General features: G+C 61.6%; 13 protein-coding genes. 1 reads left to right on the plus strand and 12 read right to left on the minus strand.

Features of this window, described 5'->3' with window-relative positions; translation table 11 throughout:
- Positions 1–82: 82 nt before the first annotated feature.
- From AAAV21_RS00405 to thyA, 3 genes are all read right to left on the minus strand, one after another.
- Positions 83–997, minus strand: a complete 915-nt coding sequence (locus AAAV21_RS00405) for an RNA methyltransferase (RefSeq protein WP_349106598.1) — start codon at positions 995–997, stop codon at positions 83–85.
- A gap of 109 nt (positions 998–1,106) precedes the next feature.
- Complete coding sequence (locus tag AAAV21_RS00410) at positions 1,107–1,625, minus strand: dihydrofolate reductase (protein WP_349106600.1); 519 nt, start codon at positions 1,623–1,625, stop codon at positions 1,107–1,109.
- Between the two features lie 9 nt (positions 1,626–1,634).
- On the minus strand, positions 1,635–2,483 hold the full coding sequence (gene thyA, locus AAAV21_RS00415) for a thymidylate synthase (protein WP_349106602.1): 849 nt from the start codon (positions 2,481–2,483) through the stop codon (positions 1,635–1,637).
- A gap of 166 nt (positions 2,484–2,649) precedes the next feature.
- Here thyA and AAAV21_RS00420 point away from each other — a divergent pair, with 166 nt between their 5' ends.
- A complete protein-coding gene (locus AAAV21_RS00420; protein ID WP_349106604.1) occupies positions 2,650–3,414 on the plus strand; it encodes a DUF134 domain-containing protein in 765 nt (254 codons plus the stop codon).
- A 119-nt stretch (positions 3,415–3,533) separates the two neighbouring features.
- On the opposite strand, the gene ffh is transcribed toward AAAV21_RS00420, so the two are convergent.
- The 9 genes from ffh to AAAV21_RS00465 all read right to left on the minus strand — a co-directional run bounded on the left by ffh (position 3,534) and on the right by AAAV21_RS00465 (position 12,982).
- Positions 3,534–5,009: a signal recognition particle protein gene (gene ffh / locus AAAV21_RS00425; protein WP_117637757.1), complete on the minus strand. Its 1,476-nt coding sequence runs from the start codon at positions 5,007–5,009 to the stop codon at positions 3,534–3,536.
- Between the two features lie 10 nt (positions 5,010–5,019).
- Positions 5,020–5,937: a signal recognition particle-docking protein FtsY gene (gene ftsY, locus AAAV21_RS00430; RefSeq protein WP_349106606.1), complete on the minus strand. Its 918-nt coding sequence runs from the start codon at positions 5,935–5,937 to the stop codon at positions 5,020–5,022.
- Positions 5,937–9,473, minus strand: a complete 3,537-nt coding sequence (smc, locus tag AAAV21_RS00435) for a chromosome segregation protein SMC (protein WP_349106609.1) — start codon at positions 9,471–9,473, stop codon at positions 5,937–5,939. The genes ftsY and smc overlap by 1 nt, the downstream gene beginning before the upstream one ends.
- 10 nt (positions 9,474–9,483) lie before the next feature.
- Entirely contained in the window at positions 9,484–10,209 is a 726-nt protein-coding gene (gene rnc, locus AAAV21_RS00440; protein WP_195535315.1) for a ribonuclease III, read from the minus strand.
- Positions 10,210–10,212: 3 nt separating this feature from the next.
- Complete coding sequence (locus AAAV21_RS00445; protein ID WP_349106612.1) at positions 10,213–10,455, minus strand: acyl carrier protein; 243 nt, start codon at positions 10,453–10,455, stop codon at positions 10,213–10,215.
- A gap of 124 nt (positions 10,456–10,579) precedes the next feature.
- A complete protein-coding gene (gene plsX, locus AAAV21_RS00450; protein WP_349106614.1) occupies positions 10,580–11,599 on the minus strand; it encodes a phosphate acyltransferase PlsX in 1,020 nt (339 codons plus the stop codon).
- Positions 11,600–11,686: 87 nt separating this feature from the next.
- Complete coding sequence (gene rpmF, locus AAAV21_RS00455) at positions 11,687–11,866, minus strand: 50S ribosomal protein L32 (RefSeq protein WP_022094017.1); 180 nt, start codon at positions 11,864–11,866, stop codon at positions 11,687–11,689.
- A gap of 64 nt (positions 11,867–11,930) precedes the next feature.
- Positions 11,931–12,485 (minus strand): DUF177 domain-containing protein, encoded by a 555-nt coding sequence (locus AAAV21_RS00460; protein ID WP_118267737.1) that lies wholly within the window; start codon positions 12,483–12,485, stop codon positions 11,931–11,933.
- Positions 12,485–12,982 (minus strand): ATPase, encoded by a 498-nt coding sequence (locus tag AAAV21_RS00465; protein ID WP_040358176.1) that lies wholly within the window; start codon positions 12,980–12,982, stop codon positions 12,485–12,487. The genes AAAV21_RS00460 and AAAV21_RS00465 overlap by 1 nt, the downstream gene beginning before the upstream one ends.
- Between the last annotated feature and the right edge of the window lie 27 nt (positions 12,983–13,009).

Raw genomic sequence — 13,009 nt, forward strand, 5'->3', positions numbered from 1 at the left:
TAAGACCAAAGCCAATACCAGCTTAGCACCGACCGACGTCGGCCGAAACGCCCCGAACCAGAGCCCGGTGCTAACTATCTGCCTAGTGATACAGCCCCGGCTGGTAGTGGTACTCGTTGCTCACATGCGGGCACAGCTGCCAAAAGGCAACAGCACTTGCCGCGGCCACGTTGAGCGAATCGACCCCATGCGCCATCGGAATACGCACAGCGCGGTCGCAGCCTGCAATGGTCTTGGCGCCCAAGCCAGCACCCTCGGTGCCCATAAAGATTGCCAGGCGGTCAATCTCCTGGAGCGCGGGATCGTCCAGCGACACCGAATCATCCGTCAGCGCCATGGCGACACACGAAAAGCCGGCATTGTGCAGCGCCGCCAGCCCATCATGCGGCCATACGCGCGCCTCGCTGCCAATGCGCGTCCAGGGCACCTGAAACACCGTGCCCATGCTCACGCGGGCCGAGCGACGGTACAGCGGATCGCAGCACGTAGGGCTCACCAAAATGCCATCGACGTTCAGCGCAGCCGCCGAGCGGAAAATCGCGCCGACGTTGGTGTGGTCGACAATGCCCTCGAGCACGCACACGCGCACCGGGCGCTCCCCCGCCGCATCGACGACGCCACCCAAGAACTCGGCTACCGGAATCTGACGTGGACGACGAAATGCCGCGAGCGCACCGCGCGTCACATTAAAGCCCGTCAGCTGCTCCATAAGCTCCATGGAGGCAACGAACACAGGAACCGGACCCGCGCCCTCGCGCACAATCAGGCGCTCAAACAGCGGCATCATCTGGTCGAGCCAGCGCTCGCCCAAAAGAAAGCTCACCGGCTCGTATCCGGCGCGAACCGCACGCTCGATGACCTTGGCACTCTCGGCGATAAAAATGCCCTTCTGCGGCTCCAGCACGCAGCGAAGCTCACGCTCGGTCAGTCGCACGTAGGCATCGAGCCGCTCGTCCTCGAGAGAATCGATTCGCAGCACCTCAACGGCATCAGTCATAGCAGCCAGCCCGCACCCTTCTTTACAGCACATCTATACCAAACGAGGCGACGCTAAGCGCCGCCCCATGCATTCAAACAACCCGATGATACCGTTCACGCCAGACGATTTACGCCTCAACGCGACGATACGTCACGAACTCATAATCGACACCCTCGTCGCCCTCGCCCGAGGCAATCGTGGCAACACCGCCACGCCGCGCAATCTCCCACGCGGGATCGGCGTCCAAGTCGGGAAAGTACGTATCCACGGCATGCACGCAATGGTTGTGCGTGACCTCCGCCTCCACGCAATGCGGCAAAAACTGCCGATACACCTCGCCACCGCCGATCACCCACGCAACGGGCTCATCGGCAACCGCAGCGAGCGCTTCGTCGACGCCATGCACCACGTCGATGCCCTCGGCAGCAAAGTCCTCATCGCGCGTGAGCACGATATTGCGGCGATTCTTGAGCGGACGCCCGCCGGGGAAACTCAGCAGCGTCTTGCGTCCCATAATGACCGGGCAACCTTTGGTGCACGCCACAAAATGGCGCATGTCAGCACGGTTGGACACCACCATGTCGCCCTCGCACCCAATACCCCAGTCATCGCACACGGCGACAATGGCAGAAAGCTTACACGTCATGCGCGTCACCTACACCGCAATGGGGATGTTCTTGACCTGCGGGCCGTGCTCATAGCCCTCGACAATCAGATCATCGGTCGTAAACGCATAGAAGTCATGCACATCGGGGTTGAGCGTTACCTTGGGCGCGGCAAACTGCGGACGCTCGATAAGCTCGCGAACAATATCGACATGACGGTCGTAAATGTGAGCATCGGCAATCACATGCAGCAGCTCGCCAGCGATCATATCGACCGACTGCGCGACCATCATCAGCAAAATGGCGTACTGGCACACATTCCAGTTGTTCGCGGCCAAAATGTCCTGGCTGCGCTGGTTGAGAATCATGTTGAGCGTCGGTTTGTCATCCTGCGGACGCTGCGTCACGTTATACGTCACGCTGTACGCGCACGGATACAGGTGCATCTCGGACAGGTCGCTAAACACATAAGTGTTCGTCATAATGCGGCGGCTGTACGGCGTGTTCTTAAGGTCGTACAGCACGCGATCCATCTGATCGAAGTCGCCCTCGGCATAATGGTTCTTCTGCCCAATCTGATACCCGTAGGCCTTGCCGATGGAGCCGGTCTCGTCGGCCCACTCATCCCAAATATGGCTGTTGAGGTCATGCACGTTATTGGACTTCTTTTGATAGATCCATAGGATCTCATCCATGGCAGATTTGAGCGCCGTTCGACGCAGCGTAAGCGCGGGGAACTCCTCGCGCAGGTCGTAGCGCGCCGTGACGCCAAAGTTTTTAATGGTATAGGCAGGGGTGCCGTCTTCCCACACCGGACGAACCTTTTGGCCTTCGGTGGTGGTGCCATGGTCCAGAATATCGCGGCACATGGTTACAAACTGTTGATCAGCCTTGCTCATTGACCCTCCTGTCAGTCGCCTATAAGCGAGATTCATTGTAGCCCAGGCACATGCGGCCCCACAGCCCAAACATAAGCCCTCATTTTCTGGCATATGCCAGAAATTCCTTGCGCTAATCAGCGCGTTCGCTATTCTATTGTTGACATATGTCAGATAAGGAGGACACATGGCGGGAAGACGCGAGAAACTGCGCCGCGTCGGGATCATCCCCGAATACCGCGGCTTCACCCCCGACGGCCTTGCCAGCGGAGACGCCATCGATATGACGGTCGACGAGCTCGAAGTCCTGCGGCTATGCGACCTGGAAGGCCTCAATCAGGAGGCCGTCGCCCAGCACATGGGCATTGCCCGTGCCACGGTGGCAGCTATTTGCAGCCGAGCGCATCGCAAGGTGGCAAACGCGTTGGTCAATGGACGGGCGATCGTCATCGAAGGCGGCAATATCGTGTACTCCCCCATTACCACGGCAACGGCCGTATGGCCAGCAAAGGAGATCGACACCATGAGGGTGGCAACCACGTACGACAACGGCAACATCTTTATGCACTTTGGCCGCAGCGAGCAGTTCAAGATCTACGACATTCAGGACGGCAAGGTACTCAACGAGCAGGTCGTGGGCACCGGCGGTACCGGCCACGGCGCACTTGCGGGCTTGCTCGCCAACGGCGGCGTGGACACGCTCATCTGCGGCGGCATCGGCGGTGGCGCTATCAACGCGCTTGCCCAAGCCGGCATCACGGTATACGCAGGTGCCCAGGGCAGCTGCGACGCTTGCGTCGAGGCCCTTATCGCCGGCACGCTCGCACAGAACGGCGAGGCCACGTGCGGTTGCCACGGCCACGACCACGAGCACACCCACGAGCATGGCGATTCCTGCGGCTGCCACGGCCATCACGAGCACGAGGGTCACGAGGGTTGCAGCTGCCACTAACGGCACGACACGCGACCTCGGGGCGCGACGCTGAACGCAACCCAACAATCAAAGCCAACAACAAAGGCCACCCGGTAGCTTCCGAGTGGCCTTTGCCATATCAAGCTGGAAATTTAGCTCTATTTCTTATTACGCATCTGCGCTTCCATCTGGCGCAGCAGCTCCATATCGGACTTGGGACCGCCCGTACCCAGGCCGCCCATGCCGCCCAGACCCATAGCGTCCAGGCCAGGGATATTGGGCATGCGCATCTTCTTGCCCTTCTTGCCCTTTTTGCCCTTTTTGCCGCCGGCCTGTGCCTGATTGGCCATCGTGCGCATGCGGCCCATCATCTTATTCATCTCGCCCCACTGCTTCATAAGGCTGTTGACCTCGGTGGGGGTCACGCCGGCGCCCTTGGCAATGCGAGCGCGACGCTGGCCGTTGATGATGGAGGGGCGCAGGCGTTCCTCCTTGGTCATCGACATGATGATGGCCTCGTTCTTGTCGAAGATGCCCTCGTCCAGATTGCCGCCCATCTGGTTGAGCGCACGCTGGCCGCCGGGGAGCATGCCGAGAATGCCCTTCATGCCGCCCATCTTCTTGACGGCCTTCATCTGGTCGAGCATGTCATTCATGGTAAAGCCCTCGCGCAGCATGCGCTCGGCGGCCTCGAGCTGCTCGGCGTCAGCCGCCTCCTGGGCCTTCTCGATGATGCCGACAACGTCGCCCATGCCCAAGATTCGCTTGGCCATGCGATCGGGATAGAACGGCTCAAGCGAATCGGGTTTCTCGCCCATGCTCACAAACTTGATGGGCTTGCCGGTCACCTGACGCACCGAAAGCGCGCCACCGCCACGGGCGTCACCGTCGAGCTTGGAGATAATCACACCATCAAAGTCGGTGCGCTCAGCAAACGTCGAGACCACGTTGACGATATCCTGGCCGGTCATGGCGTCGACGACCATCAGCACCTGGTCGGGCTTGACGGCCTTCTTGATGTCGACGGCCTCCTGCATCATCTGCTCGTCGATCTGCAGGCGGCCGGCGGTATCGACGATGACCACGTCACGCAGGTGGTCGACAGCCTCCTGAATGGCGCCCTTGGCGATGTCGACCGGGTGCGCACCGTCGCCGCGGAAGACCGGGACACCGATCTCTCCACCGAGCGTGGCAAGCTGGTCGGCAGCGGCGGGACGGTAGACGTCGCACGCGGCGAGCAGCGGCGAGCGGCCCTGCTTCTTGAGCAGGTAGGCCAGCTTTACGGCCGCCGTGGTCTTACCGGAGCCCTGCAGACCCACCAGCATGATGACGTTGGGGATACGGTTGCTAAAGACGAGCTTGCTCTCGGTGGAGCCGAGCATCTCGGTAAGCTCGTCGAGCACGATCTTGACGACGTTTTGCGCCGGCGACAGCGACTCCATAACCTCGGCGGTCATGCAGCGCTCCTTGGTCTTGGCGACAAACTCCTTGACGACCTTGAAGTTGACGTCTGCCTCGAGCAGCGCCATGCGGATGTCGCGCATGGCCGAGGTGATATCGGCCTCGGTCAGCTTGCCTTTGCCGCGCAGACGGTCAAATGTGTCGTTGAGGCGATCGCTCAGGGAATCAAACACTAGTCACTCCTTAATTGGACTCGCCCACCAGGGCGCGGCAGAAATCTTTGGCATTGAACTCCTGCAGGTCATCGACCTGCTCGCCCACGCCCACGCGCAGGATCGGGAGCTTGAGCTTCTCAGCCACGGCCATGGCGATACCGCCTTTTGCCGTGCCGTCGAGCTTGGTCATGATAATACCGTCCAGGCCCAGCGCCTCGTTAAACTCGAGCGCCTGGTTCAGACCGTTCTGGCCGGTGGCGGCATCGATGACGAGCACGACCGAGACGGGCATGGGGCCGGCGGCCATATTGGCGGCGCGCTTACGCGTCACGTTAACCACCTTGGCAAGCTCGCGCATGAGCTCGGGGCTTGTGTGCAGACGACCGGCGGTGTCGATCAGCACCAGGTCGCTGCCGCGCTTATCGGCCTCATCGAGCACGTCGTAGCACACGCTCGCCGGGTCGGAACCGCGATCGCGCTTGATGACGGGGACGCCGGCGCGCTGACCCCACACATCGAGCTGCTCGATGGCGGCGGCACGGAAGGTATCGGCAGAACCGATCACGACATTCTTGCCGCAGGCAGCCATGGCGCTCGCGATCTTGCCGACCGTCGTGGTCTTGCCGGCACCGTTAATGCCCACAAACAGCACGCAGCTCGGCGTGTCGGTGAACGGATCGTGCTCGGCGGGCACAAAATGTTGCTCGAGCTGCTCGGCCAGGGCGCGACGGAGCTGCGGAGCGGTCTTGAGGTTCTTCTTGGCGGCCGCCTCGCGCAGGTCGTCGGAGACCTGGATAGCGACCTCGGCACCCATGTCACCCATGACGAGGGTGTCCTCTAGGTCCTCCCAAAAATCCTCGTCGACCTCGCCGCCAAAGTAAAAGACCTCGTTGAGGGCCTCGCGACTGCGCTCAAGTCCGCGCGAGAGAGCTTCAAAGAATCCCATTATGCATTCACGACCTTTCCGGTTTCGCGATCGAGTTTTTGCGAGACGACGCGGCTGACGCCGTCGGCTTGCATCGAGACGCCATAGAGAACGTCAGCGTCCTCCATAGTACGGCGCTGATGCGAAATGACCAAGAGCTGCGTATCGGAACGTAACACGTCGAGTGCGCCGATGAGCTTGGACAGGTTGGCGTCGTCGAGCGCCGCCTCGACCTCGTCCAGCACATAGAACGGCACCGTGCGCGTGCGATACACGGCAAAAAGCAGGGCGAGCGCCGTCAGGCTCTTCTCACCACCCGACATGAGCATCATCTTGGTAATGCGCTTGCCGCGCGGCTGCGCCACAACCTCAATGCCCGTCTCAGCCGGATGCTCGGGGTCGGTCATTTCCAGATGAGCCTGGCCGCCCGGAAACAGCATGGCGAAGATCTCGCGGAAGTTCGCATCGACCTTCTCGAAGGTCACCAGGAAGGCCTTACGCATCTTGCGGTCGATAGCCACCGTGATCTTCGTGAGCGCCTTGCGTGCGCTCTCCAGATCGGCCAGCTGCTCCTCGATGTAGTCAGCGCGGCGCTTGAGCTGCTCGTACTCCTCCATGGCAACTTGGTTCACGGGACCAAGGTTGTTGATCTGGCGCACAAGCTGGTTGAGCTCGCGCTCGGCGGCATCGCGGTCCGTGGGCGCAGGAAGCATGAGCGCTTCCTCGAGTACCGTGGTGCCATCGGCGGTAATGGCCTTGATGGCGGCCTCTACCTGCACCTCGAGCTTGCCGCGTGCGACCTTGAACTCGTTTTGCGTCGCCGCGGCGGCATCAACCCGCTCCTTGGCACGGGCAACCTCTGCCTTGGCATCCTCGATGGTCTTCTTAAGCGAAGCGGAGTCCGCCTCCTCGAGCGAAGCCTGGTCACGCAGGCGCGAGGCCCAATCCGACGCGCGCTCCAGCAAGGCCGAATAGCGCTCGTGCATGGGGTCGACGCGCAGGCGCAGCAGCTCGAGTGAGCGCGAGGCCTGGCGTGTTCCGCGGATACGGCGGTCGATGCCCTCCAGGCGATGCTCCAGATCGGGTACTCGGCCCTTCAGAGAACGAAGGCGCTCGCTCGTCTGGGCCAGGCGGACCTTGGCATCGGCGAGCTTGCCGGCGGCCTCGGAATCGTCACGGCGAACGCGGTCGAGTTCGTCGTTGGCTTCGGCAATCTGAAGGCCAAGATCGCTTGCCTGCGCTCGGGCCTCGTCACGCGAGCGGGTGAGCTCGTCCACGCGCGGGCGCGCAGCGCGAACGGCCTCGGCGGCCTGCTCGCGGCGCTTGGAGATGCGCACGCGCTCGACCTCGGCGTTGTTGGCGCTTTGCTCCAGGCGGCCAATCTCGGAGAGCAGCGAGCGGCGCTCGCCCTCAAGACGGGCGATCTCGCCGGCGGCATCGCCCTCAGCGGCACGCGCCTCTTCGACGGCCGCATTGGCCTCGACGACCTGATCCGACACATGCTCAAACACAGCAGCCAGATCGGGTTCCAGGCCCTCGAGCTCACGGATGCGACGCTTGCGCTCCAAAGCACCCGAAGCCTCTCCGGCGTCGAGCCCCACACGCACCAGGCCGCCGCAGGCGACGCGGGCGCCATCGGGGGTCACGTAAGTCACGCCGTCAACGACAGGCGCGGCCAGCGCAGCCGCCAAGTCGTCGACAACGTAATAGCCGCCGAGAAGGGCCTCGACAACCGGGCCATAACCGGAGCGCACGGACAGACGATCGACCAGACGCGTACCGGCAGCGCCATTGGCAGCAGCACCACCGCTCACGCCGCGCGCCACCAACAGCGCCTCGCCCGAAGCCTTCTTTTGGTCCAAAGCCGCACGACCGGCGCGCTCAAGCGTAGCGGCATCATCAAACAAAAGAGCATCGATATCGCCGGCAAGTAGTTGCTCAACCAGGCCCTCAAGCTCACGAGGGGCGTCGAGCACGTCGCCCAAACGGCCTGAGACATCATCGCCCAGTGCGCCCATCAGACGGCTCACCAGCGGCGAGCTGTCTGCCATGCGGGCATCAAGCTTCTTTTGGCTGGCAAGCTCCGAGCGCACCTCGGACAGCTTGTTGCGCGCCTCACTCTCACGATTACGCAAGTCCTTCAGGGCTGCACGGGCGACCTCGGTGGCCTCACGCGCATCGGCCTGGGCCTGGCGCGCTTCCTCAAGAGCACCCTCAAGCTCCTCGGCGCGGTCGCGACGGCTCTCGAGCGAGGCCGTGACTTCCTCGAGCTGATCATCGATCTGCTCCAGGCGCGAGGCGTACATGTTGTCCTCGACCTCAGCGTTGCTCAGCGAGTCCTTCACCTTGGCGAGTTCGAGCGCCGCGTTATCGGCCACACGCTGCACATCGCGTTGCTCACGCGTAAGCTGCGAAATCTGACTGTCGAGCGCCACGCGCCGCTCGTGGAGCTGAGCGGCGGCAGGACCAGCGGCGTCAACGTCCTCCTGGGCCTGCATGTGCGCGCCGGTCACTTCCTCAAGCTGCGCACGCGCGTCCTCGAGCTCCTCTACCACGCGACGACGCTGATGCTCGGAGCTCGAGATCTGGCCGCGCATGTCGGACAGGCGCGACACCATATTGTGGCCCTTTTCCTCGAGCAGGCGCATATCGGAGTTAATGCGACCGACCACGTCTTGCATATGGCGGCGCTGCTCGCCCAGGTCGCCCACAAACAGGCCCTTTTCCTCGAGCATAACCTGGAGCTTCTCGAGCTCGCGCTCCTTTTCGCCCATGCGGTACTGCGCAAGCTCCAGCTCGGCGGCGCCTTCCTTGGAGCGGCTCTCCAGGTCGTTCCACTGCGACTGCAGCGAACGCAGCTCGTCGACGGCTAGCATCTGCGTAAGCTCGTTCGCGCGCGAGGACAGCTCTTTGTACTTGCGCGCACGATCGACCTGACGCTCCAGCGGTCGCAGCTGACGGGCAATTTCCTTATTGATGTCGCGGGCACGCGTCAGGTGCTCGTCCATCGATTTTATCTTTTTGAGCGCACGCTCCTTGCGGCGCTTGTGCTTGGAGATGCCGGCGGCCTCCTCGATGAGGGCACGGCGCTCCTCGGGGCGGCTCTGCAAAATGGCATCGAGCTTGCCCTGGCTGATGATGGAATGCGTATCCTTGCCCAGGCCCGAATCGTGCAGGATGTCCTGAATGTCCATCAGGCGGCACGGACTCGAGTTGATGAGGTACTCGCTTTCGCCCGAGCGATACATGCGACGGGTGATGGCGACCTCGTCAAAATCGACGGGCAGCATATGGTCCGAGTTATCGAGCACCAGCGTGACCTCGGCGACACCCACCGGCTTGCGTGCCGATGAGCCTGAGAAGATGACGTCCTCCATGGCCTGGCCGCGCAGCTGCTTGGCGCTCTGCTCGCCCAGGACCCACAGGATGGAGTCGGAGATGTTCGATTTTCCCGAGCCGTTGGGACCGACGATGACGGTCAGGCCAGGCTCAAATGACATATGGGCGCGGTCGGCAAACGACTTGAACCCTTTGAGCGTGAGGGACTTGAGATACACGGTTCCTCGCTTAAACAGGCTTCTTGTTGAGAATCACGCCGTTGGTGGTGTAGCCCATGCGATCGAGCGCCTCGAGTGCAGCGGCTCCCTCGGCCTCCTTCTTGGAGGAACCGGTGCCGCGGCCTTGACGAATACCGTCGATGAGCACCACAGCGGTAAAGGTGGGCGCATGCGCGGGGCCCTCGGAGCCGACCAGCTTATACGCGGGAGGCTCGTGGCCGTCCGCCTGCACGCACTCCTGCAAGAACGACTTGGGGTTCGCGGGGTGCTCGGCACGCTCGGAAGCCAGGTGCGGCTTAAGCGTACGGTGGATAAAGTCCGCCGCAACATCCCAGCCGGCATCCAGGTACAGCGCACCCACGAGCGACTCGTAGACGTTCTCGAGCGCCGAGTGCAGGCCACGCGCGCCGGTACCGGTCTCGGAGGCACCAAAGATGATGATGTCGTCGATACCCAGCTCGTGCGACACCTCGGACAGCGTGGCGCCCGACACTAAGGATACCTTCAGGCGCGTGAGCTTCCCCTCGTCAAACTCGGGATAGGACTCAAAGAGCGAACGGGCCACCACGGCGCCCAAAATGGAATCGCCCAAAAACTCAAGGCGCTCATAGCTGGCAGAAACCGGCTGGCCCTCGACTGCCGAGGGATGCGTAAGCGCCGCGCGCAGCAGCACCTTATTATTGAACTCGTGGCCCAGGATTTCCTGGGCACGCGTAAGTCGTTCAGACAAAGCCAAGACCTAGGCCTCCCTGGCGTTTTCGATCGCGCCGACGGCGTCGGCGACAGAGTTGAGCGAGAGCAGAGTCTCGTCATCGATCTCGAGGTTGAACTCGTCCTCGATAGCCGTAACCAGCTGCAGGCGCTCGAGCGAGTTGGCATCGAGATCGTCAAAGGTGGTCTCATCGCTAATTTCGGCAACATCGACGCCCAGAACGTCAGCAGCGACCTCGGCGATCTTGTCGAAGATTTCGGAGCGGTCCATAGCGCTTCCTCTCATAGTGCATGAATACCAAAAGAATGGTACCGCCCGGGCGGTACCAAGACACGGTTCTGATTCTACCCCACGAAGCAGGCCGCGAGGCACATAACAGCGCTCTAACTCGCTCTTACAAAACGATGCCGTCCATGGAGTTGGCGACGTTCTCGACCAGCCCCGCGCGCACGGCTTCGGCCGCCGCGAGCGTACCGTTTTTAACAGCCTCGACCGAGGTGGCGCCATGGCCGATTAGGACCACGCCACGCAGGCCCAAAAGAATCGCGCCGCCCTTGGCATCACCAGAGAGCTTGGCCTTAATCTCGCGCATCTGCTTTTTGATGAGCAGCGCGGCGATCTTGGTGCCGAGCGAGGCCATAAAGGCGCCCTTGAGCTCCTGCAGCAAAAACTTGGCAGCGCCCTCGGTAGCCTTGAGCGCAATATTGCCCGACATGCCGTCGGCGACCACGACGTCAAAATTGCCCGACGTAAGATCGGTGCCTTCGCAGTTACCCACAAAATCGGGAACGGCGGCTTTCATGGCCGGGAAGCAGGCCTTGGTAAAGTTGGAACCCTTCTCGTCCTCGGTGCCATTAGCAAGCAGGCCCACGCGAGGATGCTCGATGCCCAGGACAACGCGGGCATAGGCGCTACCCATCTGGGCAAAACGCACCATGTCGTCGACCTCGACATCGGGGTTGGCGCCCATATCGCACAGCACCGTCAGACCGCCGGCGCGATTGGGCAGCGCATTGGTCAGACAGGGGCGCACCGGCTGCTTCTTGCCTTCGGCTTGATACCTAAACGGTGTGACGTAGGCGGTCGCGGCAGCGGTCATGGCACCGGTCGAGCCGGCGGAGAAGAACGCGTCCGCATTTCCCTTCTTGATGGCGCGGCAGGCAAGCACGATCGACGATTTACGCTTGGTCATCACGGCGCGAATGGGATCGTCATTCATGGCGATAACGTCGGGTGCCTCAAGGGCCTCAACACGTGCATGGGAAGCAGCAAAGGGATTGACGATTTCGGCGGGGCCAGCTGCCAAGACCTCGATATCGGGATCGGCGGCAAGCGCAGCCTCGATACCATCGAGAACAACCTGAGGTTTCTCGTCTCCGCCCACAACGTCTACACAAACGCGAACGTTACTCATATACATGCTCCTTATACAAAAATGGCCGACTCATTGAGCCGGCCATTGTGGTTCCATTTGGAACGGCATCGCATCCAGAGTATAGCGTTACTCGGTAACGATAACCTCGCGGTCCTTATAGAAACCGCAGCTGGGGCACACGTGGTGCGGAAGCTTGACAGCGCCGCAACGGGGGCACGTGGACTGAGCCGCAGCCGAGATCTTCATGTTGGCGGAACGACGAGTGTGAGTGCGGATACGACCCTGCTTTTGTTTAGGTACGGGCATAGTGACCTTCCTTATGAACTATCCAGTGTGGCGATTACGCGCAAGTAGCGATACTACCACAGTTTTACTCATCGAGCTTGAGATTCTTCAATGCTGCAAATGGATTTTCCGTGGCAGCGGCCCATTCTGCCTCTGCCTGGGCGGCGCAATCGCATTGCTCGACATTGAGATTGCAACCGCAAGTGGGGCACAGACCGCGGCAATCGGGCTTGCACAGAACGACAAACGGCGTGTCCATAACGACCGCGTCATTGATGGGCTCACCTAGATCGACTATGCGGTCCTCACCCAGGAGCTCGTAGCCGTCCTCGTAGGCCTCGGGATCCTCGGGCTCCTCGAAGAGGTAGAACTCCTCGATCTCGCCGGCGATATCAAACGAGGCAGGCTCCAGGCAACGGTCGCACTCGCCGATGGCGTGCGCGCGGACCATGCCCGTGAGCAAGACACCGGTACCGGCATTGGTAAAGACAACGTCGTAGTCGATGCCGTCCTGTAGCTGGTACTCCTTCTCGCCCACCGTGTAGGTGGCAACATCGACCTTGCCGGTCAGCGGATACGAATCACCAGGAAACTCGAGCTGCTCGGAAAGATCGACGGTAACGCTCGGGAACTCAGCCATTACCACTGACCATTCTGTTGGGCGGCACCCTCGTTGAGCTGCTGACGGCAACGGGTAACGGTGCCGGTCAGGCTCTTGAGATTCTCCTCCAGGTGCGTAAAGACCTGCTCTGCGTAGTCCTCGGCAGCATAACGCGTCTCGCGCTCGTACTGCTGGGCACGATCGCGGATGTCGTCGGCCTGCTGCTGTGCCAAGCGGACGATCTCCTGCTCACCGGCAATGGTGAGGGCCTGCTGCTGAGCGTCGGCGATGATGGAATCGGCCTGAGCGGCGGCGGAAGCCATAAGCTCCTCGCGCTCCTTAAGGATACGGCGGGACTTCTGCCACTCCTCGGGATAGCTCATGCGGATCTCGTCGAGGATGTTGAAGAACACGTCGGCGTCGATGACCTTGAACTGAGCGTTCTTGCCGAAAGGCGGCTTGGCTTCCTCGATCAGCCCTTCGAGCTCATCGACCAAGCTGACGATCCTATCGCCAGGAAAATTCTCGCCCGGCATCCGGTCTCCTTTCATAGGTAACATATC

Origin of the sequence: Collinsella sp. CLA-AA-H302, from assembly GCF_040093305.1 — a bacterium.
Taxonomy (GTDB): domain Bacteria; phylum Actinomycetota; class Coriobacteriia; order Coriobacteriales; family Coriobacteriaceae; genus Collinsella.

What these genes read in the sequence shown, in the direction of transcription:
- AAAV21_RS00405 (WP_349106598.1), bottom strand. Translation starts at nt 997, where the DNA reads ATGACTGATGCCGTTGAGGTGCTGCGAATCGATTCTCTCGAGGACGAG.
- AAAV21_RS00410 (WP_349106600.1), bottom strand. Translation starts at nt 1,625, where the DNA reads ATGACGTGTAAGCTTTCTGCCATTGTCGCCGTGTGCGATGACTGGGGT.
- thyA (WP_349106602.1), bottom strand. Translation starts at nt 2,483, where the DNA reads ATGAGCAAGGCTGATCAACAGTTTGTAACCATGTGCCGCGATATTCTG.
- AAAV21_RS00420 (WP_349106604.1), top strand. Translation starts at nt 2,650, where the DNA reads ATGGCGGGAAGACGCGAGAAACTGCGCCGCGTCGGGATCATCCCCGAA.
- ftsY (WP_349106606.1), bottom strand. Translation starts at nt 5,937, where the DNA reads ATGGGATTCTTTGAAGCTCTCTCGCGCGGACTTGAGCGCAGTCGCGAG.
- AAAV21_RS00445 (WP_349106612.1), bottom strand. Translation starts at nt 10,455, where the DNA reads ATGGACCGCTCCGAAATCTTCGACAAGATCGCCGAGGTCGCTGCTGAC.
- plsX (WP_349106614.1), bottom strand. Translation starts at nt 11,599, where the DNA reads ATGAGTAACGTTCGCGTTTGTGTAGACGTTGTGGGCGGAGACGAGAAA.
- rpmF (WP_022094017.1), bottom strand. Translation starts at nt 11,866, where the DNA reads ATGCCCGTACCTAAACAAAAGCAGGGTCGTATCCGCACTCACACTCGT.
- AAAV21_RS00460 (WP_118267737.1), bottom strand. Translation starts at nt 12,485, where the DNA reads ATGGCTGAGTTCCCGAGCGTTACCGTCGATCTTTCCGAGCAGCTCGAG.
- AAAV21_RS00465 (WP_040358176.1), bottom strand. Translation starts at nt 12,982, where the DNA reads ATGCCGGGCGAGAATTTTCCTGGCGATAGGATCGTCAGCTTGGTCGAT.